Origin of the sequence: Rhizobium cauense, from assembly GCF_019511525.1 — a bacterium.
GTDB lineage: Bacteria > Pseudomonadota > Alphaproteobacteria > Rhizobiales > Rhizobiaceae > Rhizobium > Rhizobium cauense.
This window is the reverse complement of record NZ_JAEUAT010000015.1, coordinates 16,456-36,942: the sequence shown is the minus strand read 5'-3', so window position 1 is coordinate 36,942 and position 20,487 is coordinate 16,456. Positions and strand designations below refer to the sequence as shown.

The 20,487-nt window shown below is 60.2% G+C and carries 21 protein-coding genes and 1 tRNA gene; 14 read left to right on the top strand and 8 right to left on the bottom strand.

What is annotated here, in order from left to right; all coding sequences use genetic code 11:
• Positions 1-118 precede the first annotated feature (118 nt).
• The gene (locus tag JNB88_RS23785; protein WP_220357571.1) at positions 119-1,339 is read left to right on the top strand and encodes an aminotransferase-like domain-containing protein; all 1,221 of its coding nucleotides are present in this window, start codon (positions 119-121) and stop codon (positions 1,337-1,339) included.
• Positions 1,340-1,365: 26 nt separating this feature from the next.
• Here the strand turns inward: JNB88_RS23785 and JNB88_RS23780 are convergent, their stop codons facing one another.
• Positions 1,366-2,424, bottom strand: a complete 1,059-nt coding sequence (locus JNB88_RS23780; protein ID WP_220357570.1) for an aldo/keto reductase — start codon at positions 2,422-2,424, stop codon at positions 1,366-1,368.
• Between the two features lie 162 nt (positions 2,425-2,586).
• Here JNB88_RS23780 and JNB88_RS23775 point away from each other — a divergent pair, with 162 nt between their 5' ends.
• The 10 genes from JNB88_RS23775 to JNB88_RS23730 all read left to right on the top strand — a co-directional run bounded on the left by JNB88_RS23775 (position 2,587) and on the right by JNB88_RS23730 (position 11,128).
• A complete protein-coding gene (locus JNB88_RS23775; RefSeq protein WP_220357569.1) occupies positions 2,587-3,564 on the top strand; it encodes an ABC transporter substrate-binding protein in 978 nt (325 codons plus the stop codon).
• Between the two features lie 9 nt (positions 3,565-3,573).
• The gene (locus JNB88_RS23770) at positions 3,574-5,268 is read left to right on the top strand and encodes an ABC transporter permease (protein WP_220357568.1); all 1,695 of its coding nucleotides are present in this window, start codon (positions 3,574-3,576) and stop codon (positions 5,266-5,268) included.
• Entirely contained in the window at positions 5,256-6,284 is a 1,029-nt protein-coding gene (locus JNB88_RS23765) for an ABC transporter ATP-binding protein (protein WP_220357567.1), read from the top strand. Before JNB88_RS23770 ends, JNB88_RS23765 begins: the two co-directional genes overlap by 13 nt.
• Before the next feature lie 68 nt (positions 6,285-6,352).
• On the top strand, positions 6,353-7,462 hold the full coding sequence (locus tag JNB88_RS23760; RefSeq protein WP_220357566.1) for an endonuclease/exonuclease/phosphatase family protein: 1,110 nt from the start codon (positions 6,353-6,355) through the stop codon (positions 7,460-7,462).
• The gene (locus JNB88_RS23755) at positions 7,459-8,205 is read left to right on the top strand and encodes an NUDIX hydrolase (RefSeq protein ID WP_220357565.1); all 747 of its coding nucleotides are present in this window, start codon (positions 7,459-7,461) and stop codon (positions 8,203-8,205) included. Before JNB88_RS23760 ends, JNB88_RS23755 begins: the two co-directional genes overlap by 4 nt.
• A gap of 65 nt (positions 8,206-8,270) precedes the next feature.
• Positions 8,271-9,182 carry a PhzF family phenazine biosynthesis isomerase gene (locus JNB88_RS23750; protein ID WP_037128949.1) on the top strand — a complete coding sequence of 304 codons (912 nt, stop codon included), beginning with the start codon at positions 8,271-8,273 and terminating at the stop codon, positions 9,180-9,182.
• Positions 9,183-9,306: 124 nt separating this feature from the next.
• A tRNA-Lys gene (locus JNB88_RS23745) sits at positions 9,307-9,382 on the top strand.
• A 297-nt stretch (positions 9,383-9,679) separates the two neighbouring features.
• Positions 9,680-9,913 carry a hypothetical protein gene (locus JNB88_RS23740; protein WP_220357564.1) on the top strand — a complete coding sequence of 78 codons (234 nt, stop codon included), beginning with the start codon at positions 9,680-9,682 and terminating at the stop codon, positions 9,911-9,913.
• A gap of 360 nt (positions 9,914-10,273) precedes the next feature.
• Positions 10,274-10,795 carry a DUF992 domain-containing protein gene (locus JNB88_RS23735; RefSeq protein ID WP_220357563.1) on the top strand — a complete coding sequence of 174 codons (522 nt, stop codon included), beginning with the start codon at positions 10,274-10,276 and terminating at the stop codon, positions 10,793-10,795.
• Between the two features lie 81 nt (positions 10,796-10,876).
• Complete coding sequence (locus tag JNB88_RS23730) at positions 10,877-11,128, top strand: hypothetical protein (RefSeq protein ID WP_220357562.1); 252 nt, start codon at positions 10,877-10,879, stop codon at positions 11,126-11,128.
• 289 nt (positions 11,129-11,417) lie between these two features.
• On the opposite strand, the gene JNB88_RS23725 is transcribed toward JNB88_RS23730, so the two are convergent.
• Positions 11,418-12,356 carry a lytic transglycosylase domain-containing protein gene (locus JNB88_RS23725; protein ID WP_220357561.1) on the bottom strand — a complete coding sequence of 313 codons (939 nt, stop codon included), beginning with the start codon at positions 12,354-12,356 and terminating at the stop codon, positions 11,418-11,420.
• A 206-nt stretch (positions 12,357-12,562) separates the two neighbouring features.
• Here JNB88_RS23725 and JNB88_RS23720 point away from each other — a divergent pair, with 206 nt between their 5' ends.
• From JNB88_RS23720 to JNB88_RS23710, 3 genes are all read left to right on the top strand, one after another.
• Positions 12,563-13,327: a TIM barrel protein gene (locus tag JNB88_RS23720; RefSeq protein ID WP_220357560.1), complete on the top strand. Its 765-nt coding sequence runs from the start codon at positions 12,563-12,565 to the stop codon at positions 13,325-13,327.
• Positions 13,328-13,433: 106 nt separating this feature from the next.
• Positions 13,434-14,660, top strand: coding sequence for an adenylate/guanylate cyclase domain-containing protein (locus JNB88_RS23715; RefSeq protein ID WP_220357559.1), 1,227 nt, complete (start codon positions 13,434-13,436; stop codon positions 14,658-14,660).
• 91 nt (positions 14,661-14,751) lie between these two features.
• Positions 14,752-16,083: an NAD(P)/FAD-dependent oxidoreductase gene (locus JNB88_RS23710; protein WP_220357558.1), complete on the top strand. Its 1,332-nt coding sequence runs from the start codon at positions 14,752-14,754 to the stop codon at positions 16,081-16,083.
• Positions 16,084-16,111: 28 nt separating this feature from the next.
• Here JNB88_RS23710 and JNB88_RS23705 read toward each other — a convergent pair whose 3' ends face one another.
• The 6 genes from JNB88_RS23705 to dhaL are packed head-to-tail and all read right to left on the bottom strand — an operon-like array spanning position 16,112 to position 20,481.
• Positions 16,112-17,104 (bottom strand): dihydroxyacetone kinase subunit DhaK, encoded by a 993-nt coding sequence (locus JNB88_RS23705; RefSeq protein WP_220357557.1) that lies wholly within the window; start codon positions 17,102-17,104, stop codon positions 16,112-16,114.
• A gap of 53 nt (positions 17,105-17,157) precedes the next feature.
• Positions 17,158-17,568 (bottom strand): hypothetical protein, encoded by a 411-nt coding sequence (locus JNB88_RS23700; RefSeq protein WP_037128793.1) that lies wholly within the window; start codon positions 17,566-17,568, stop codon positions 17,158-17,160.
• 1 nt (position 17,569) lies between these two features.
• Complete coding sequence (locus JNB88_RS23695; protein ID WP_220357556.1) at positions 17,570-19,144, bottom strand: putative PEP-binding protein; 1,575 nt, start codon at positions 19,142-19,144, stop codon at positions 17,570-17,572.
• The gene (locus JNB88_RS23690) at positions 19,128-19,472 is read right to left on the bottom strand and encodes an HPr family phosphocarrier protein (protein WP_220357555.1); all 345 of its coding nucleotides are present in this window, start codon (positions 19,470-19,472) and stop codon (positions 19,128-19,130) included. Before JNB88_RS23690 ends, JNB88_RS23695 begins: the two co-directional genes overlap by 17 nt.
• Positions 19,472-19,870 (bottom strand): dihydroxyacetone kinase phosphoryl donor subunit DhaM, encoded by a 399-nt coding sequence (dhaM, locus tag JNB88_RS23685; RefSeq protein ID WP_220357554.1) that lies wholly within the window; start codon positions 19,868-19,870, stop codon positions 19,472-19,474. Before dhaM ends, JNB88_RS23690 begins: the two co-directional genes overlap by 1 nt.
• Entirely contained in the window at positions 19,867-20,481 is a 615-nt protein-coding gene (gene dhaL, locus JNB88_RS23680; protein WP_220357553.1) for a dihydroxyacetone kinase subunit DhaL, read from the bottom strand. Before dhaL ends, dhaM begins: the two co-directional genes overlap by 4 nt.
• Positions 20,482-20,487 lie beyond the last annotated feature (6 nt).

Here is a 20,487-nt window from a genome sequence, read left to right as displayed (position 1 = left end):
TTTAGCTTTAAGGGGCCACAGATTTGTCATCGTGATAGACAAATAGGTCAGCAATGTTGACTTATCATTTGTTGCGTGGTTCTGTCTCCTAAAGACAAAAAATTACGAGGAAATGCCCATGTTGAATTGGGAAGGAATATTCGCGACGCGTTCTTCCCGGATGCGCGCATCTGAGATCCGCGAGCTCCTGAAGCTTCTTGACCGCCCCGACATTATCTCCTTTGCAGGTGGCATTCCGGATCCGGCGCTTTTCCCCGATCAGGAGTTCAAGGCGGCCTATGCCGATATCTTCAATAGCTCGGCAGTAAATTCGGCGCTCCAGTATTCGGTCAGCGAAGGCTATAAGCCGCTTCGCGAATGGCTGGTCAAGCAGATGGCCGCGCTCAAGATTCCGTGCGAGCTTGAGAACGTCTTCATTGTTTCCGGCTCACAGCAAGGCCTGGATTATCTCGGCAAGCTGTTCTTGTCGCCTGACGATACCGCACTCGTCACTTGGCCGACCTATCTCGGCGCGCTGCAGGCCTTCAATGCCTACGAGCCGACCTATGACCAGCTGACGCCGAACGGCAACCGCACGCCCGATTCCTATCGGGCGCAGGCGTCCGCCGCAGGCGGCAAGGTGAAGTTCGCCTATCTCTCAGCCGACTTTGCCAACCCGACGGGTGAAACAGTCGATCAGGCTGGCCGCGAGAAGGTCCTCGCGCTAGCCGAGGAGCTCGATATCGCCGTTATCGAAGACGCGGCTTATCAGTCGCTACGCTACGACGGGATGCCGATCGCGCCGATCCTGGCGACCGAAATCGCAAAGAAGGGTAACATCAACGACACCCGCACCATCTACTGCGGCAGCTTCTCGAAGACGCTGGCGCCGGGCCTTCGTGTCGGCTTCATCGTTGCCAGTGCTCCTGTTATCCGCAAGCTCGTGCTGATGAAACAGGCGGCCGACCTGCACTCGTCGACGATCAACCAGATGGCGATCGCGCACGTCGCAGAGCGCGGTTTCGATGCGCAGGTCGCCAAGATCAAGTCTGTCTACAGCCATCGCCGCAATGTCATGCTGGCGGCTCTGGAGAAGTATATGCCGGCTGGAACGAGCTGGACCAAGCCGGAAGGTGGCATGTTCATCTGGGTGACGCTGCCCGAGGGTATGGACGGCGCGCAACTGCTTGCCAAGTCGCTGGAGACGGCCAAGGTCGCATTTGTCCCCGGCAAGGCATTCTTCGCTGACGGTTCGGGAGCGAACACCTTCCGTGTCAGCTTCTCCTGCGCGAACGATCAGATGATCGAAGAAGGCATCAGCCGACTCGGTGCGCTGATAGAGAGTGAGATCGGCGGCTGACCTGCCGCCGATATTTTCGCAACCGACTACCGATTCACGTGTGGGCCGAGCAATTCCAGGTCGGCCTCACTTAGCCGGTCGCTTGCGGTGTTGAGCTGGTGCCAATACGGATAGAGAATGGGCGGCAGACTTACCGCATCGAGGCGCTTGCGCTCGTCGTCCGTCAGCTTCAGGTCGGCGGCGGCCAGATTGTCCTTGAACTGGGCTTCGGTACGGCCACCGATGATGACTGACGTAACAGCCTTGCGGCCGATCAGCCAGGCGAGTGCCACCTGTGCTGCCGACACGCCGCGCTCATTGGCAATCGCCACCAGCGTTTCCACGATATTCCAGAGGCGGTTTTCGTCGCGGATCGGCGGCTCGGTCCAGCCTGCGAACTGGCGCGAGCCCTCAGGTGCGGCCTGATTGCGACGATGCTTGCCCGAGAGCAGACCGGCGGCGAGCGGGCTCCAGACGAGTACCCCAAGCCCTTGGTCGACGCTGATCGGCAGCAGTTCGTATTCGGCATCGCGCGCTTCGAGCGTGTAGTGGATCTGCTGGCTTACAAAACGTTCGCGTTTTTCCCGCTCGCTGACGCCGAGCGCCTTCATGATGTGCCAGCCCGAGAAATTCGAGCAACCGATATAGCGGACCTTGCCCTGGCGGACGAGTGTATCGAGCGCTTCCAATGTTTCTTCGAGCGGCGTCTGACCATCCCATTCGTGCAGTTGGTAGAGGTCGATGACATCGGTCTTCATGCGCCGAAGGCTGGCTTCGCAAGCGCTGATGAGATGGTAGCGAGAGGAGCCAACGTCGTTCGGGCCATCTCCCATCGGGAAGCGCGCCTTGGTCGCTATCAGCACGCCATTCTTGCGCGGCCCGCCAATGATTTCGCCCAGGATTTCCTCGCAGACGCCTTGTGAATAAACGTCGGCCGTATCGATGAGGTTGACGCCGGCGTCGAGGCAGATGTCGACGAGCCGCCGCGCTTCGGCGACCCCAAGATCGCCGACCATCTTCGCCCAGCCTTGGCCACCGAACGTCATCGTCCCCATTGTCACTGTCGAAATCTTGAGGCCAGAGCGGCCGAGAAGCCGGTATTCCATATGCTTCCTCCTTAAATGCATGAGTCAAAAACGTGCGGTAGAAGATAGGGGAGAGGGAGGCGGGTCAAGAGCATGATTGGGTGTCAGCGTCTGGAAGCCGACTGTCACAATCATGTTAACCGCGGTGGTTAGGAACGGCTCTCCGATCATCGAGGATCCACCATGAAAGCCATCGTTTCCGCCGCCGCGCTGCTCGCAGTGAGCTTGCTTGCAGTTCCGGCCAATGCCGCCAATCTGGTCCTCTACACCAGTCAGCCGAATGAAGATGCGCAGGCGACCGTCGACGGCTTCATGGCCGCCAATCCCGACGTCAAGGTGGACTGGGTACGCGACGGCACGCCGAAGATCATGGCGAAGCTGCAGGCTGAAATCGAAGCCGGCAATCCCGTTGCCGACGTCCTCCTGATCGCGGACACGGTCACGCTTGAGCGCCTTAAGGAGGCTGGCAAGCTGCTGGCCTACAAGTCATCGGAAGCCGCAAGCTACGACGCGTCGCTCTACGACGCCGACGGCTACTATTACTCCACAAAGCTGATCACCACCGGCATCGTCTACAACACGTCCGCCTCGTTCAAGCCGACGAGCTGGAAGGACCTGACGAAGGCCGAAGCCAAGGGCCTCGTGACTATGCCTAGCCCTCTGACGTCAGGTGCCGCCCTTATTCACGCGCAGACACTGGCTGGCGTCGATGGCCTGGGATGGGACTTCTACAAGGACCTCGCCGCCAATGGTGCAACGGCTGCCGGCGGCAACGGTGCGGTCCTCAAGTCGGTCGCATCAGGCGAAAAGGCCTTCGGCATGGTCGTCGACTACATGCCGATCCGCGAAAAGGCCAAGGGCGCGCCGGTTGAGTTCGTATTCCCGACGGAAGGCGTCTCCGCCGTGACCGAGCCGGTTGGCATTCTCGCGAGCTCGAAGAATGTCGACGCAGCGAAGAAGTTCGTCGACTACGTCCTCTCTGAAAAGGGGCAGGAAGGTTTCCTCAATCTCGGCTATATCCCGGCTCGCAACGGTATGAAGCTGCCCGAAGGTTTTCCGGCTCGTGAGAGCATCACGCTGCTGCCGATCGATGCCGCAGAGGCGCTGAAGAACACCGATCAGGACCTGAAGACCTTCTCCGGTATCTACGGTTCGAACTGATCGTCGCTGATGCACGGATATGTTCGTCCCGGAAACAGCCAGCCCGCCTGGCTGTTTCCTTTTGTCGCCATCCTTGTTCTGATCCTGAGCGCGCTGCCGCTGGCGCGGCTTGCGGTCACGGGGGTAGGTGCGCTCGCAGACGGCGGCGTCGGTTCGGTATTGTCGGATCCCGCGCTCTGGTCAGCGACCTACTATACGCTGGTCACGGCCGTGCTTGGCACGCTGATTTCTCTCGCCATCGGCTGCACCTTCGCGTTCCTGCTGACGCTGACGGACATCCGTGGCAAAGGCGTGCTGAGTTTCCTGTTCGTGTTGCCGATGATGATTCCGCCGCAGGTGACGGCGCTTGCCTGGGTACAGATGTCCGGGCCCTCGAGCCCGCTGCTTAAGGCATTACACGTCGCCCCTCCGCTCGGATCGCCTCAGCCACTTTACTCCGTGGGCGGCATTTCGCTGCTTTATGGCGTGCAGCATGCGCCGCTCGTCTATCTCGCACTTCGCGCCGGCCTGATGGCGCTGCCCCGTGATGGTGTGGAGGCGGCGCGTCTGGCAGGGTCGGGCAGTTTTCGGGTTTTCCGCGATATCATCCTGCCGCTTTCGTTGCCTGGGATCATTGCCGGCGCCGCGATCTCCTTCGTCTCGTGCACGGGCAACTTCGGCATTCCTGCCATTCTCGGCATACCCGCGTCGATCTACACACTTCCGACGCTGATCTTCACCAAGTTCCCTGCCTTTACGAGCCGGACTTTTGGCGACGTGGCAGTGCTTTCCGCGATCATCGCTCTCATTTCCGTTGCCGGACTTGCCATTCAGGACCGCGCCTTGCGTGGACGTGATTACCGCGTGCTTGGGCTCTCGGGCGCGACCGCCGCATTCGAGTTGGGAGGCTGGAAATTTCTTGTGCAGCCGCTGCTCTGGCTCTGCCTTTTCTTCATGTTGGCGGCACCGTTCTTTGCTCTCCTCGCGGGTGCGCTCGTCCCGGCGTACGGGGTGCCGCTCACCTTCAAGACGATGTCGGTAAACGCCTTTTATGAGATCCTCTTCCGCCAAGCAGTCACACGATCGGCCTTCGTCAATTCCCTTTCTCTTGCTGCCGGGACGGCACTGTGTCTCCTTGTCGTGACTGTGCTTGCGGCCTACGCGCTCACGCGCCGCAAAGACCTTTCGAGCCGCATTGTTTCAAGCCTGATCGAGATTCCTTATTCGTTGCCAGGCATAGTCATGGCCGTGTGCTTCATTCTCGTGTTTGCCGCGCCGATACCTTTCCTGCATGTGACCCTCTACGGGACGATCTGGATCATCTTGATCGCCTATCTTTCCAGTTTCTTCGCCGTGAGCCTGAAGCCTGTCGTCAGTGCGTTTCACCAGCTCGACCCGGCGCTCGAGGAGGCCGCAAGGCTCTCGGGGGCGGGCTTCTTTCGGCGGCTCGTCGATGTAATCGTGCCGTTGATCGCCCCGGCTGCGGGAGCATCGGTCATTCTGGTTTTTCTGATCGCCTGCAATGAGCTCACAATCTCCGCGCTCCTATGGTCTGCGGGAACCCAGACGCTTGGTGTGGCAATCTACAATCTCGACGACAGCGGCAGCTCCGATCTGGCGTCGGCACTGTCGGTGCTCGTGGTCCTCATGGTCGTTCTGATGATGCTGCTTCTGGAATTGATGGCAAAACGCTTGCCGAGAGGGGTCGTCCCATGGCGGAACTGATCCTCAATCACCTCGCCAAGGATTTCGGCACCGGCCGCGCGGCGGTTGCCGATTTTTCCCTGAGGGTGCGGCACGGCGGCTTCCTGGCACTGCTCGGACCATCCGGTTGCGGTAAGACCACGGTGCTGCGCATGATCGCCGGTTTCGAGGCGCCGACGGACGGTTCCATCCATCTCGGAGAGCGACTGCTTGCCGACGCATCCCGTTCGCTGCCGCCGGAACGGCGCAATATGGCGATGGTGTTCCAATCCTATGCGCTTTGGCCGCATATGAGTGTTGCCGACAATGTCGGCTATCCCTTGAAGGTGCGTGGTATCTCCGGCGAGGCTTACAAGCAGAAGGTTCGTGAGGCGCTGGCAACGGTAAGGCTTGCCGATCACGCCGAGCGCCGCCCCGCCGATCTTTCGGGTGGCCAGCGACAGCGCGTGGCGTTGGCGCGCTGCCTTGTCTCGTCACCCGACGTCGTGCTGCTCGATGAGCCGCTTGCCAACCTCGACCGACATTTGAAGCAGGAGATGGAGGAGACGTTTCGCGAGTTCCATCAGCGTTCTGGTGCTACGATGATCTACGTCACGCATGATCAGAGCGAGGCGATGGCGCTGGCAACCGATGTTGCCGTCATGTCCGAGGGCCGCCTGCTGCAGGCCGCACCGCCGGCGGAAATCTACGCCCGACCGGAGGGGCGTCTGGTCGGCGGTCTGATTGGTCGCGGCGCGATCCTTTCGCTTCCATCCCCGGCCGGTGACATCAGGCAGTTCGACTGGAGCATGCTCGAACGGTCGTTCTCCAGCGAGGCAAACCACCGGCTGAAGGCGGACATACTGGTTCGGCAGGAGGATGTCCTGATATCGGGGGAGGGCATTGCTGCCCGCGTCGAATCCATCCTCTATGAAGGCGAGCGCTATGCGGTGAGGCTGGTGCTTGCTGACGGGCAGGCGCTTAGGGCTTTCAGCCGGGAGCGCCTCGAAGTGGGTGACAACGTGCGGGCCGTTGTGCGCGCCGCCTGGCGGCTGTGATGTCGAAACGTCTTTGCGAAGCGAGACTTAGCTACTACTAATGGCGCGATGCCAACTGGAAATGCCCGATGTCGCTTCGCATTGCCACCTTCAACGTCGAAAACCTCATGACGCGTTTCGACTTTACCGGTTTCCGCAATCAACTGCGCCAGGACCGCGTGATCAAGCTTTTCGAGGTGCGCAACGAAGGCGTTTATCAACAGCTCGAGCAGGCGCGCGTGATTGCCTCGACCGACGATACCCGACAGATGACGGCGCTGGCGATCGCGGATGCCGATGCCGACATTCTCTGCCTGCAAGAGGTCGACAACATGGAGGCGCTGCAGGCCTTCGAATACGGCTACCTGTTCCGGATGGTTGGCAATGGCTACCGGCAAAAATATCTCGTCGAGGGCAATGACAGCCGCGGGATCGATGTTGCGGTCCTTATGCGGGAAGAGACGCGTGATGGGCAGAAGATCGAGGTCAAGCATATCAAGAGCCATGCGATGCTCACCTATCGTGATCTTGACCTTTTCGACGATCAGCTGGAGGTTACCAACCGCATCGATGACAAGATCTTCAAGCGCGATTGCCTGGAGCTCGATCTTGAGATCGGTGGCGTTCCGCTGTCGCTCTATGTGGTCCATTTCAAGTCGATGGACGGGCCGCGCACGGAAGGCGTCGACAGCAGGCTCGGTACGATGCCCGTGCGGCGCGCCGAAGCATTGGCTGTACGCCGCATCATTGAGGAACGTTTCAACGGCCACGTGGACGACAAGCGGTTCGTCATATGTGGGGATATGAACGACTATCAGGAGCGCGTCGATGTTATCGGGCGTCGCCGGACGGGATACCGGTTCGAGCATCGGGACGAAAGCCTCAGTGCACTCGACGTCTTCAGCCATGATGGTTTTGCGGAGAACGTCGTTCGCCGTCGTGATCCGCTCGATCGCTGGACGCTCTATCACGCCCGCGGCCCGCAAGAGCAGTGGCTGTGTCAGCTCGACTATATCTGGCTTTCGGCCGCCCTCAGCCGCACGAATGCCGACCGGCTGCCGGAGATCGTCCGGCAAGGACAGCCTTATCGCACGGTTTTCCCGCCTGGCCAGGAGGTCGAACGCTATCCCCGCACCGGCTGGGATAGACCGAAGGCCTCCGACCATTGCCCCGTCGTCATGACAATGGATTTGATATGAGCGTTTGTTTCTCAGAGGATTTCGCCGGCTGGCCGCCCGAGCAGACGGTGTTTCCGATTGCCGGCGTGGACCTGAAAGTCCTGTCGGGTGACCATCCCGTTTATCTCTCGCAACGTGACGCGATCCGGGAAAACTGGGAAAAGGAAACTGCCGCAAACCCGGCGCTCTTCGATGGTCGGATGGTGTTTCAGAAGCGGCTGGCGCTGACTGACAGCGGACTGGCTGCCGAAGGCCATGTCATACCATTCTCGACATTCATGTGGTGGCGCCGGCAGGCCAATCGTCAGGGCGGCATCCACCTGTTTGCCTATCCTGTTTTGGAAACAGCCGATAACGCTTTGGTGGCGATCCGCATGGGAAGCCACACGGCCAATCCAGGGCAGGTCTATTTTGCGGCAGGCTCGCTTGAGCCCGAAGATGTCTCCGCTGGCCGCTGCGACGTCGAAGGCAATATGCGTCGCGAAGTGCTTGAGGAGACAGGACTCGATCTCAACGACGCCAAGCCGGGCGATCGCTACTATGCCAGCCATGTCCGGCGGACCGTAACGGTACTCCGTCTCTTCCGCTTTGAAATGACCGCCGACGAGATGATCGACAGGATTCACGCACACATGCTGGTTGCCGACGACAAGGAAATTGCCGGGGCGGTTGCCATACGTTCCGCCGATCCTCGGGCTCAGCCCTACAATATTGCGATGCTCCCGGTAATCGATTGGTACTTCGGAGAGAAGCGAGGCGCTTAACGCCTTGCGCTCGTTCGTCCGGTCGGGCAGGTTGGCGAAACGAGGACCGAGACAAGGAGGCCGATGTGGCGCGCAGCTACAGCGTCTATGACGTGTTTACCGACCGCAAGCTCGCCGGTAACCCGCTTGCCGTCATCTTCGACGGTGACGACCTGAGCGATGACGCCATGCAGGCGATCGCCAAGGAAACGAACCTCTCGGAAACGGTCTTCGTTCAGCCCACAGGCAATCCGGCCTATACGGCTCGGATTCGGATCTTCACGCCAGGTCGTGAGTTGCCTTTTGCCGGGCATCCGACGGTCGGCACGGCGATCGCGCTGGCTGAGCGAGCGCACGGCAAGTCGACCATCGACCTCGTTTCGGTGCTGGAAGAGAATGTCGGGCCGGTGCGTTGCGCGGTTCGGTTGCGGGAAGGCGAGGCGAGCTTCGCCGAGTTCGACCTGCCGCGGAAGTCGCAGCAAATCACGATGCCGCTCGACAAGCTTGGAATCGCCAACGCCTTGTCGCTGAAGGCGACTGAGATTGGCTTCGAGAATCACGTGCCGTCACTGTGGAGCGCCGGCGTGCCGTTCCTGATGGTTCCCATTCACGACATCGGCGCGGCGCAGCGAATGGATTTCGATCCGCAGCTGTGGGAAGCGACCGTTCCCTTTGTCGATGGCGCACTCGCGTCGGCGTATATTTACTGTCGCGGCGGGGTGAATCACATCGCCAAGTTCCACGCGCGCATGTTTGCGAGTGGCATGGGTATCGTGGAGGATCCGGCCACGGGTTCAGCCGCCGCTGCGCTCTCCGGCGCCATCCATCACTTCGACCGCCTGACGGACGGGCGACACGACGTGATGATCGAGCAGGGTGTGGAGATGGGCCGGCCCTCCTTCATTCACCTGCACATGGATGTCGAAGGCGGAGCGATCGCAAATGCCCGGATTGGCGGGCAGGCGGTGCGTATTGCAAGCGGAACGCTGGACCTTTGATTTCATTGCATTTCAGCCATGCGCAAAAAACTTCGCAATTCGCCAAAGAATTTTGAGGCAGGCGCTAGACAAGCCGAACGATCATGTTTATACGCCCCCTCACACCGCGCAACACGGCGGTTACGGGTGATTAGCTCAGTTGGTAGAGCAGCTGACTCTTAATCAGCGGGTCGTAGGTTCGAGCCCTACATCACCCACCAAATTCCTTAAGAAAACAATGGTATACGCTGAATAGCCAATACGGTGCTTGAAGCGCTGATGGCGTGCGTGTTGCGGGTTCCGCGACGTTGGGGACAGCGAGGTCTTCCGGAACGTTCGGGCCACGCCGTTTCCTTCGCAAAGTCAACGCGAGACGCGGAACCAACAAGCCCATGTGACGTTCTCATCACAGTTCCGAGGCGATCCGTACACTCTGCCTTGGCCTTTTCCAAATACCCTGTCACCCGCCTCGCTTATCGCGGGGCTCCTTTCTGCTTGCGAAGGAGGGAGGAACCAGCATGTCCCATAAACGCTACAACCGCCGTGATGAGCCGTTGCACTCCAAGGATCTGTCGCTCTGTCATCGGGTGCTTGATTACGTCCGCAATGAGCAGGGAATAGAAGCGTCGTCAGACGAGTCCGAGCGGATCGCCTCGATCATCATCGAGTTTTATCGTCAGGGGGTCCACGACGAAAAGCAACTGCGCGCGCTTATCGACGCGGCGCGCGGGTTTGCGCATCGAGTGGTATAGCGTCTATACGGCGGTCGGGAACAGAACTCGACCGGCGGCGTTTTGCAATCAGGTCGTGCCACTCTGGGTACGCTGTTCTTGAGATGTCACGATAGTGAAAGCCCCGCCACACCGCGGGGCTTTTCTTTGCAGTTTGCGGCGTGTCCAAACCTCCCGAGCCGCATTGGTGGCGCTGGGGCAGGGCCAGGTTCCATGGGCGGCGAAAGGCCTCCGCGTGCGATGCTTTGAGTTTCCGGTGGTCGCGTTGCCTTGCAAGATAGGCGTTCGAGGTTGCAGTATCCGAAGGGCAGCCATGCGTCAGCGGGGTTGGTAAATCGGGGCGATACGCTATCTATCTCCACGCAATACAAGGAGAAAATGATGAAGAAGATCGCAACCGTTCTTGCTGCCGCAGCCCTTTCGCAAACTCTCGCCTCGGGTGTTTTGGCGGCCGATCTGGTGGCCGCCTACCAGCAACCTGAGCCCGACTTGCGGGACGGCGTCAAGATCGGGATCCTGACGTGCGACGTTGGCGGCGGCGTTGGCTACGTCCTCGGTTCGGCAAAGTCGGTGGATTGCGTGTTCAGCCCGACCTCGGGTGGCGAGACGCAGGATCGATACACTGGTGCGATCCGCAAGTTGGGCGTCGACGTTGGATTTACAACGCGCGGACGAATTGTGTGGGCTGTGTTTGCGCCTACCACTGGATACCATCGTGGCTCGTTGGGCGGTCTCTATCAGGGGGCATCGGCCGAGGCGACGCTTGTCGCAGGTGTCGGAGCCAATGTCCTCCTGGGCGGCACCAACGGTTCGGTCCAGTTGCAGACGTTGAGCGTCACCGGACAGCTCGGTCTCAACGTAGCGGCAACGGGAACGTCCATGACGCTGACGCCACAGGGCTGAACGCAGTTCGACTTGTAGGCATGACTATGAGCTGGCCGCATCTTGCGGCTAGCTATTCAAGCGTAGGTGGGAAAGGTGGCCATGCGATATGCTGCAGTATTTCTTGCAATCGCGCTAACCGCCTGCAGCACGACTGCAGCGCCGCTCCAGCCGATTCCAGGAAGCCTGACGTACGGACGCGTCATGCACTCGCCCTATCCCCCGGGAACGGTGGTCAAGCACACGTTTCTGGGTAAATGGGGTTATCGCACATTCGAAAGGTACGTTGTGCAGCCCGACGGAACGCTGAAATTGACGTATCAGGATATCAGCCCGGATTTCCTATGGGATTGAAACCGCCGACGCCGGCACATGACGTTACCGAAGTTTCGGTGGCCGGCCGGTATCATTTGGCTTTTCTTGTTCGCCGGTGTGTCGTCCAAGGAGTTTCATAAGCTTGCGCTCTTCGGCGGCATCGACCCTGCTTCGCCCGCGACGGTTCACGATGTTGCTGCCGCGTGGCCCTGGGTTTCTGATTTGTCTGTTTGAGGTGCTGTGCATGACCCTTTCCTCCTGCACGAGGAAACGCGCAAGTCAGGCCAATGTTCATCCTCTCTCCTAAAATAGGCAGGAGCGTCTCGGTTCAGTTCCTGTAGACGGTGCAGGCGGCTCCCGTGGCGCGGATGGTCACACAGACCTTGTCGGCTTCGGCGCGCGTCTGCCGGCCGATGCGGGCCGCATAGCGCGGCCTGAAACCGAAGCTGCGGTCGCGCATTCGCACGATGACCGGCTCTTCGCTCGCGAGTGGCGCGGGAAGCTGGCGGGCGATGACGGTGAACAGGCGAAGAGCAGCTGCATCGCTGCCGTGCGCGGCAACCTGCGCACCCCAAGGCGCCCACGGTCCTTGCTGGACCGAGGCGGTTTCGGTCAGGCGTCGCGTACTAGCAAGTTCAACGCAGCCATCGAGGAAGGGTTTGTCCGGACGTAGAAACTGCGCGGCATCGTCGGGAGGGTCGCTCTTCCATTGCTCGATCGAATTGGCGGTAATCGCGAGCACGTAGCTGCGTGTCTCGAAGGGCAGCGATCCGGTGTCGAGGTAGGTCGCCAGCCCTTGCTCGCCGGCATTGTAAGCTGCTGCGGCAAGGCCAAGATTGCCGAAACGCGCTCGTAATTCGTCAAGATACCGGGCCGATTCCTGCAGGGATTCAAGGACGTCGAAACTGTCCTTGAGCCCACGCAGCCTGGCCGTGCCAGGCATGAACTGCGCAATGCCTTGCGCTCCCTTGGGACTGACGGCGCCGGCACGGAAACGGCTTTCCCGCCAGATCAACCGGGCGAAGTACTCCGGCGGCAGCCGATTCTCCCGGGCAAAGTGGTCAATCGCGACGCAGAGATCGCGCCCATATGTCTCGCGGGTTATGCAAAGCGGTTCGGAGCCCGGCACTTCGCGCGAATAGACGCAGACGCGATCCGAAGTTGCCTCGGGCGTCTGTGAAAGGACCGTTTGGGGGAGCACGAGCAGGAAGCCTGCAATCAAGGCTGTCAAGCTTGCTTTATCAAACGATACGCCCACCGCAGCCATCGTCCCTCTGTCGCAATTCCTGGCCCCGGAAAAGATACGCCCGTCATTAATGACGGGCGGAGTTGGGAGATTAATACGCACATTCACGTTAGCAATGCTGAATATGAGGTCAAGTCCGAAACGAAAGAATGGTTTTTTTTGCAATAGGCCTGTTGCAGCCGCTCGACTATTGTTGGCGAAAGAACTCCCGATTCAACGAGGTCGCCATGAGACTTTCAGCCTGTATCGAATGGTTGTTCGCAGCCGAAGCCGAAAACTTTGCCGACAGGATCCGACTTGCGCACGAGCATGGTGTGGAGGCCGTCGAATTCTGGAGATGGACGAACAAAGATATCGGCAGCATCGAATGGGCTCTGACCGAAACCGGCATTGAACTTAGCAGCTTCGTGGCAGAGCCTATGATTCCGCTGACTGACATCGGCAACAAGGAGGCTTTCCTGAAGGGCCTGAAAGGGTCGATGGAAACGGCTAGGCGCCTCGGCGCCCATACACTCATTGCGCAGGCAGGGGACGATCTTCCCGGCAAGTCACGTGAAGAGCAGAGGGCGGCGCTGATCGAAACCCTGACTGCCGCTGGCGAAGTTCTCGAGGGCAGTGGGGTTCGCCTCGGTCTTGAGCCGCTTAACACGCTGATCGACCACGTCGGTTATTTTCTTCATTCGACCATTGACGGCATCGAGATCGTGAAGGCGACGGGCCGACCGGAGATAGGCATCGTCTACGACGTCTACCACTCGGCCGTCATGGGCGAAGACACGGCTGCTGTGATTGGCGGGAATGTCGATCGGGTATTCCACGTTCACATCGCCGATCATCCGGGACGCAATGAGCCGGGCAGCGGCAATATCGACCTGAAGAAGCGCGTGGATTGGCTTTTTGCAAATGGCTACCGCGGTGCGATCGGGCTGGAATATCGGCCGCTGTCAGGAAGTAGCGCGACAATTGCGGAGACCCGACGGTTGCTCGGCTAGAACTCTGCCGGTGCCAGGCATTTCAATCTGACGTGCTGGGCACCATCTATTGGATGACAGAAGCCCTCCTACAATCGGGAGGCGATGAGCTTTGTGGAGCGTAGCCATGCAATCCCTTTCCGACGCACCTTCATATTTCGCTGCCCAAAACGAAGGTATCTGGCCGTCACGCCGGCGAAAAATACTTGATTGGCTGATCAACGAGACCCGCGGAGAACGGTTCATCGACAACATACTCGTGCAGATGTGCCAGCAGTTGCAGGAGGAAGGTGTGCCGGTCGTGAGGGCATCGTTGCATTTCAGGACGCTTCATCCCCAATGGCTGGGCGCGCGCGTTCTCTGGAGCGTTGGCCTGACCGAAGCCAAGATCGATCTGTTCGGCTACGGTATGGAAAACACACCGCAGTTCCGCAACAGCCCAATAGACGACATCTTCAGTGGGGCAAACGAGATCCGCAGAAACCTCGAGGCGATGCGCGAGGACGACGGTCACCATCCGTTCTACGACGAACTCCGGGATGAGGGACTAACCGAATACATCGCCTGGCCGATGGAGCATACACTTGGCAAGCGCCATATCGTAACCTTCTCGAGCGACCGCCCAGGTGGCTTCGGGGAAGAGCACATCGCCTTTCTCAAGGATCTCCTTCCTGCTCTGACCCTCGTGACGGAAATCCGGCTCAAGAACATTCTGGCGCGAACCTTTCTGGAGACCTATGTCGGCCCGCATGCCAGCGAGCAAATCCTGGCCGGAGCGACGACGCGTGGCAGCGGTGTGACCGTTGGCGCGGCGATTATGATCTGCGATCTGCGCGACTTTACGACGATCTCGGACCACTGGCCGCGCGATGATGTGATTGAACTGTTGAACGGCTACTTCGACGCCATGTCGGAGCCGATCGAGAAGCACGGCGGTGAGATCCTCAAGTTCATGGGCGACGGGATGCTGGCGGTCTTCCCACTGACCAATCCGATGGCCTGCAGAAACTTGCTCATGGCAATCAAGGAAGCCCAAACTGCCATGGATGCCTTGAATGAGCGGAATGCTCGGGACGGCCGCGAAGTGCTTCGCTATGGGATCGGCGTACATGTCGGCGACGTCATGTACGGGAATATCGGTTCTCGAAAGCGCCTCGATTTCACGGTCATCGGACCTGCGGTCAACGTGGCGTCGCGTCTGGAAAGCCTGACGAAGGAGATCAAGCGGCCCGTGCTGTTCTCCAGGGCCTTCGTCGAGATGGCCTCGTGCGAGACGGGAATGGAAAGTCTTGGCCCGTTTCCCCTCCGAGGATTGGGCGAACCGGTTGACGTCTTTGCCTTCAAGCAATCCTGAGCGGCAGTTCCGGCGGGTTCCTAAAAGTCCGGTGGAGTTGTAGGGATCGATCGTCGATCGATGTTGAGTCCCTACCTGGAGGCGACTGTTTATGCCCGGTCCTTATGTCGTTCCCGTCCATGGTGACGAGGAGCTGCCGAAAGAGTGCGATGTCGTCGTGATCGGCGGCGGTATCATCGGTTGCTCGACGGCGCTGGAGCTTGCCGAACGTGGCTTGCGCGTGACGCTCTGCGAGAAGGGCGGGATCGGCAAGGAGCAGTCGAGCCGGAACTGGGGCTGGGTGCGGATCTCGATGCGCGATCCGCGGGAGGTGCCTCTGATGGCCGAAGCGCTAAGGATCTGGGACGGGCTCGACAAGCGAATAGGCCGCGATACTGGCTTCAAGCGGGCCGGCATCATCTTCACCTGCGTCGACGAGAAGGAACTGGCTGACCACGAACGCTGGCGTACCAATCTGGACGGCTACCAGATTGAATCGCGTATGCTAACGGCGCGGCAATTCGCCGAGACCGTTCCTGGCTCCAGCCTGGATATGGCAGGAGCCCTATACACACCAGCGGATGGCCGGGCCGAGCCGCAAAAAGCGGCACCGGCGATCGCGGAAGCCGCTCGCGACAAGGGAGCGACGATCCTGACGGAATGCGCCGTGCGCGGGATCGAAACTGCTGCTGGAGCCGTGAGTGGCGTGGTTACGGAGCGTGGCTCAATTGCCTGCACGGCCGTGGTCTTGGCCGGCGGGGCGTGGTCGAGCCTGTTTGCCGGGCGCTTCGGCATCGATTTGCCGCAGCTCAAGGTGCTGAACAGCGTGATACGCACGAAACCGCTGGAGGGCGGACCGGAGCAAACGATCTGGGCGAAGGATTTCGCGATCCGTAAGCGGCAGGACGGCGGCTATACCGTGGCCTCTGGGCACGAGAATATTGTCGATATCGTGCCAGCCTCGTTCCGCTACGCCGCAGCTTTTCTGCCGGCTTTGCGCTCCGAGTGGAAGTCGCTTTCCTTCCGGTTGGCGGGCCGCTTCTTCGACGAGTTGCGCATTCCGAGGCGCTGGTCGATGGATGACGCGAGCCCATTCGAATATCACCGCGTTCTAGATCCGGTGCCGTCCAAGAAGTTGACACAGGATGCGTTGGGCAATCTGAGAAAGGCGTTTCCGGTATTCGAGGAAGCGGAAATCGCGCAGCGATGGGGTGGGTATATCGATGTCACCCCGGATGCGGTCCCTGTCATCTCGGCGGTCGACACCATTCCGGGCTTTCACATCGCGACCGGATTTTCCGGGCATGGTTTCGGTATTGGACCGGCCGCAGGGCGCCTGATGGCCGATATCGTTACGGGCCGGTCGCCCGTCGTGGATCCGGGTGCGTTCAAGCTTTCGCGCTTCAGCGATGGCTCGAAGGTGGAACTTATCAGCGGATTTTGAAAGCGCCCATGCGCGATTGCGTCCTGAACTAGCAAGCCCAGCGCAACGCGGCGGTCGCAACCGGCGAGTCCCATAGGGACAGCTCATCGTCACTCAACAACGCAAGGGTGACGGACAGGCCCTGCATGTCGAGCGACGTGGCGTAGGTGCCGACAAGCGAGCGCTCAATCCGCAATCCGTGGTCCAGCATGAAACGGTGAGCGGTGTTGTAGGCAAGGTAGAGCTCGGCCGGTGGCGTGCCGCCAAGCCCGTTGACGAAAAGCAATGCCTTTCCGGTGGCCCGGGCAACGTCGTTGAAAACCGTCTCGCTCAGATGCCTGACGATGGTGTCGGCGTTGGAAAAGGGCTCCCTTGCGTGGCCGGGTTCTCCGTGGATGCCGACGCCCATTTCCACTTCGTTCGGTCCGAGCGCGAAGGTTGTTCGCTGCGTGTGCGGCACCGCCACGCCGGTCAGAGCGACGCCCATTGACCGGATGCGGGGAGCAAGGCCGTCGCCAAAGGTTTTCAGTTGGGCGAGAGGCATGCCTTGTTCGGCTGCGGCGCCGAGCAGCCTTTCCACGATCAATGTACCGGCGACACCACGGCGGCCGCGCTCGTCGCCTGTCCTTGCCGTTTCGATGTCGTCGCTGACGATCACCATTTCAATTCGGTGGCGGCTGGCTGCCATCTCAGCCGCCATCTCGAAATTCATGACGTCGCCGTCATAGTTCTTCACGACCAGCAGGCATCCCGCGCCGGTGTCCGCTTCCTCGATGGCGCTGATGATCTGGCTCGGCGTTGGAGAGGTGAAGATATGTCCGACACAAGCGGCATCGAGCATGCCGCGACCGACGAAGCCGATGTGCATCGGCTCATGACCCGCGCCGCCGCCGGATATGATCGCAACCTTGCCAGGAACCAGGTGGCGGCGGCGTATGTATTTGCGATCGGCGCCGAACACAACGAACTCCTCGTGGGCGCGCACAAAGCCTTCGACGCTTTCGGCGACCATGGTTTCCGCTGTGTTCATGAACTTCTTCATCGAGCCCCTCCCAAGGCGACGATCGTTTCAGTCTCTTTGCTTTCGGCGCACCATCATTCTGGCGGCCCGGAAATGGCTGCAATCTTCTGCACCAAATCGGTGATCGCTTCTTCCAATAGCCGGTTGCGCCGCTCGTCCCCGAAATCGGGAACCATGAGCGAAAGGTGCCGCAATTTTTCCGAAGCGCCAAGTTCCGGCAGCTTGCCGGGGTGGGCGTTCTGGTAGGCTTCCAGGAACCGCTCCTGTTCGGCGGCGCTGAAATGACAGACACGGAAGATCGTTGCGAGATGCCGCGCAGGAAGGGGCGTCGCGTAGGTCGGGCTCGTTACCTGCGTGACGAAGCTGCGATGCTTGCCCAACTCCGTGGCAAGCCGCTGGCGTGTTCCTGATGGTCTGTTGTCGATGATCTGCGCCAGAATGGACTTGTAGGCGATAATGGCGTCTTCGGTGTCTTCGCGCGCCATCTTATTCTCCGGCTGCCTTGGTCCCATCAGCGTTCAAGCCGCCGATTGCCGACCTTATCGCGGGAAGTTGGGCCGGCGCCACGGAAAAATGCCGGATGCCGGCGCTCAGCAGTTCGGCTGTCTTGCGCGGATCGCCGGCCAGGTCGCCGCAGATGGAGAGTGGTTTGCTGCCCGCAATTTTCACGGCATATGCGAGTAGGCGCAGTACAGCTGGGACGACCTTCTCACTGCACGCGCCAAATTCGACATCGTTCCGCGTCGAGGCGGTGAGATGATGCGCCAGGTCATTGGTGCCGAAAGAGAAGAAGTCCGCCGTTTCGAACTGGTCGAGCATGAGGGCTGCGGCGGGTACTTCGACCATCATGCCGATCGGAGGCAGACGGTGCGGCACGCCGCGGTGTGTGAACTCAGCGGCTTCCTCCCGGAAGATCTGTCGCATCTGATCGACATCCGAGGGAAAGGTCACCATCGGCAGCATGACGCGGAGATTGCCGAATATCGCCGCACGCAGAAGGGAGCGTGCTTGAACGCGCGCGATCTTGGGCTGAGCAAAGAGGAGCCGAATGCCACGCAACTCGGGCGACGCTAAAAGCCCGGTGAGCGGCTTGTCACCGCCGATATCCAGCATGCGGATCGTCACGGGCCTGCCGTCCGCCCACTCGAGGACACGGCGGTAGATGGCGAACTGTTTCTCTTCGTTTGCGGCGTCAGCGAGCGACGTCACAGCAAATTCTGAGCGCATCAATCCGATGCCGGCGACTGTCGCTGCAATGATTCCGTCGATTTCATCGGGCGCGTTCAGATTGATGGATAGCAAAATCTGCGAACCGTCCTTCGTCCGCAAGATCCCGTTGTCGGCTGCCGGCCCTGCGCTTGCAACGGGGGGCGTTGGGCGGATTGGTGCTGCACTCTGACTGTCCAGCTGAAGCACGACGACGCCTGCATCTCCATCAACGCGTATGTGTTGGCCGGCAGCTGTTGCAAAACGCCCAGCGCCGATGACCATGGGAACCGACCGGGATCTGGCAAGCAGGGCAACATGGCCCGCGGCACTTCCGGCGTAGAGGGCAATGCCGCCACCTGCGGACCAGTCATGTGCGAGGAATCGGCTCGGCTCCATGTCCTTGCCAACATAGATGGACCCAATAGGAAAGTCCTCGACAGGCGTTCCCGTCAGCGCCGCCAGGACACGGTTCTTGATGTCCAGAATATCTACGCCGCGGGCCCGGAGCTGTTCTTCTTCGGCGCTTTCCAATTCGCGGACGTATCCATCGAGTGTTCCGACCCACGCGAAAATTGCGTTCTCGCCAGCATTGATCCGCGCACCTGCCATCTCGACGATCGTGGGATCGCGGAGCACCTCGATCTGGAAATCGATGATGTCGCCACTTTCGGCATCAGATCCAATGGCAAGGTTTTGAAGCTCGTTGATGGCGGTCTCGATAGCGGTCGCCAGCTCCAGATGCCCCAAGGCAGCAGGCTGCGATACCGCGGCAGGTGGTTCCGCGATATAGACCGGCCCGGAGGCTACGCCCGGGGAGGCGCTCGTGGCTTTCAATCTAAGCGGTGCGGCCATGCTTCTTTTCTTCATCGAAGTTGCGCTCGATGAGGTCCTTCAATGCCCGGATTGCCTCTTCCGCGAGGATCCCCTCAGCGCGGATTTTCAGCATGGATCCCTTGCGGATCCTGGCGCCCATGATCTTGATGATGCTCTTGCCATTCAGCCAGACGTCGCTGCCATTGACGGCGACTTCGATCGAGCAGGGAAATGACTTTGCCAGCCGCGTAAATGTCACGGAAGGGCGGGCGTGCAATCCGACGCCGTGCTTCACTTCGACTTCCGTCTGGCAGCTGGCGTGCACGTGTTCTGCCTCCCTGTTTCCTATGTGCAACCTGCTTTTCATCAGGGTGACAGCTCCTCTGCCGTCGCGACGACCCTTACCAGCGAGGCGCCGCCGGAAGCCTCGGCCGCTGCGATGACTGCCCCTTCCACCACTGGAGCATTACAAATCGAGACGAGCTTCGCGCGCGGCAAACCGAGCATCTCGATAGCCATCTCGCTATTGGTTTCGGCCCCGCCAAGATCGACGAAGACAGCGACACCCGCTTCTGACCAAGCCTCCTCTATCGCTTTCAGGATCCCGCGGGCATCGGTGCCGAGTTCGCCGTGACTGTTGCCGCCCGACCACGCGAGCGGCACGCTGTCGCCGACCATCTGCCGGACCATGTCGGCCGTGCCGCGCGCGACCAGCGGCGAATGGGAGACGATCACGATCCCGACGTTCGAGGACTTTGCATTCATGCGGGACGGTACTCCTCAAGGTAGCGGCAAATCGCGGTTGTCAGGAGTGCGCAGCTGGAGGCCCCCGGGTCGACGTGGCCGATTGAACGCTCGCCCAGATAAGATGCGCGACCGCGCATGGCTTTCATGGCAGCGGTGAGCCCGGCGGACAGTTCCGCCTGGCGGACGACATCCGTCAATGGCGAGCGGTGCGCAAGCGCATCCTGCACCGGATACAGCACATCGAGGAGAGTCTTGTCCCCTGCATGCGAACGCCCGCGCCGGGCAACGGCATCAATGGCCTGCTTCAACGCGGCAGAAAAATCCTGCCCCTGATCCGATTTGCGCAGTTCCCGTCCCATCTCCATGAGCAGCGTTCCGTAGAGTGGGCCGGCCGCGCCGCCGATATTCATCACCAGTGTCAGGCCGATCCTCTCAAGAGCATCCGGCAAGGGAAGGCTTGTCACTGTCCTTTCCTCGGCGCTAACCGCTTCACAGCCGCGCTGCATGTTGGTTCCGTGATCACCGTCGCCGATCGCGCGATCCAGTGCGCATAGATGATCGCTGTTTGCCGCGATTGTCGCACGACAAGCTTCAATCAACCCCGAAAGAAGAACCGGCTCTGCCTGCACCTGATA

Excerpts from the sequence above, each read along its gene's own strand:
- JNB88_RS23785 (WP_220357571.1), top strand. The coding sequence starts at position 119 with ATGTTGAATTGGGAAGGAATATTCGCGACGCGTTCTTCCCGGATGCGC.
- JNB88_RS23780 (WP_220357570.1), bottom strand. The coding sequence starts at position 2,424 with ATGGAATACCGGCTTCTCGGCCGCTCTGGCCTCAAGATTTCGACAGTG.
- JNB88_RS23775 (WP_220357569.1), top strand. The coding sequence starts at position 2,587 with ATGAAAGCCATCGTTTCCGCCGCCGCGCTGCTCGCAGTGAGCTTGCTT.
- JNB88_RS23770 (WP_220357568.1), top strand. The coding sequence starts at position 3,574 with ATGCACGGATATGTTCGTCCCGGAAACAGCCAGCCCGCCTGGCTGTTT.
- JNB88_RS23765 (WP_220357567.1), top strand. The coding sequence starts at position 5,256 with ATGGCGGAACTGATCCTCAATCACCTCGCCAAGGATTTCGGCACCGGC.
- JNB88_RS23760 (WP_220357566.1), top strand. The coding sequence starts at position 6,353 with ATGTCGCTTCGCATTGCCACCTTCAACGTCGAAAACCTCATGACGCGT.
- JNB88_RS23755 (WP_220357565.1), top strand. The coding sequence starts at position 7,459 with ATGAGCGTTTGTTTCTCAGAGGATTTCGCCGGCTGGCCGCCCGAGCAG.
- JNB88_RS23740 (WP_220357564.1), top strand. The coding sequence starts at position 9,680 with ATGTCCCATAAACGCTACAACCGCCGTGATGAGCCGTTGCACTCCAAG.
- JNB88_RS23735 (WP_220357563.1), top strand. The coding sequence starts at position 10,274 with ATGAAGAAGATCGCAACCGTTCTTGCTGCCGCAGCCCTTTCGCAAACT.
- JNB88_RS23730 (WP_220357562.1), top strand. The coding sequence starts at position 10,877 with ATGCGATATGCTGCAGTATTTCTTGCAATCGCGCTAACCGCCTGCAGC.
- JNB88_RS23725 (WP_220357561.1), bottom strand. The coding sequence starts at position 12,356 with ATGGCTGCGGTGGGCGTATCGTTTGATAAAGCAAGCTTGACAGCCTTG.
- JNB88_RS23720 (WP_220357560.1), top strand. The coding sequence starts at position 12,563 with ATGAGACTTTCAGCCTGTATCGAATGGTTGTTCGCAGCCGAAGCCGAA.
- JNB88_RS23715 (WP_220357559.1), top strand. The coding sequence starts at position 13,434 with ATGCAATCCCTTTCCGACGCACCTTCATATTTCGCTGCCCAAAACGAA.
- JNB88_RS23710 (WP_220357558.1), top strand. The coding sequence starts at position 14,752 with ATGCCCGGTCCTTATGTCGTTCCCGTCCATGGTGACGAGGAGCTGCCG.
- JNB88_RS23705 (WP_220357557.1), bottom strand. The coding sequence starts at position 17,104 with ATGAAGAAGTTCATGAACACAGCGGAAACCATGGTCGCCGAAAGCGTC.
- JNB88_RS23700 (WP_037128793.1), bottom strand. The coding sequence starts at position 17,568 with ATGGCGCGCGAAGACACCGAAGACGCCATTATCGCCTACAAGTCCATT.
- JNB88_RS23695 (WP_220357556.1), bottom strand. The coding sequence starts at position 19,144 with ATGGCCGCACCGCTTAGATTGAAAGCCACGAGCGCCTCCCCGGGCGTA.
- JNB88_RS23690 (WP_220357555.1), bottom strand. The coding sequence starts at position 19,472 with ATGAAAAGCAGGTTGCACATAGGAAACAGGGAGGCAGAACACGTGCAC.
- dhaM (WP_220357554.1), bottom strand. The coding sequence starts at position 19,870 with ATGAATGCAAAGTCCTCGAACGTCGGGATCGTGATCGTCTCCCATTCG.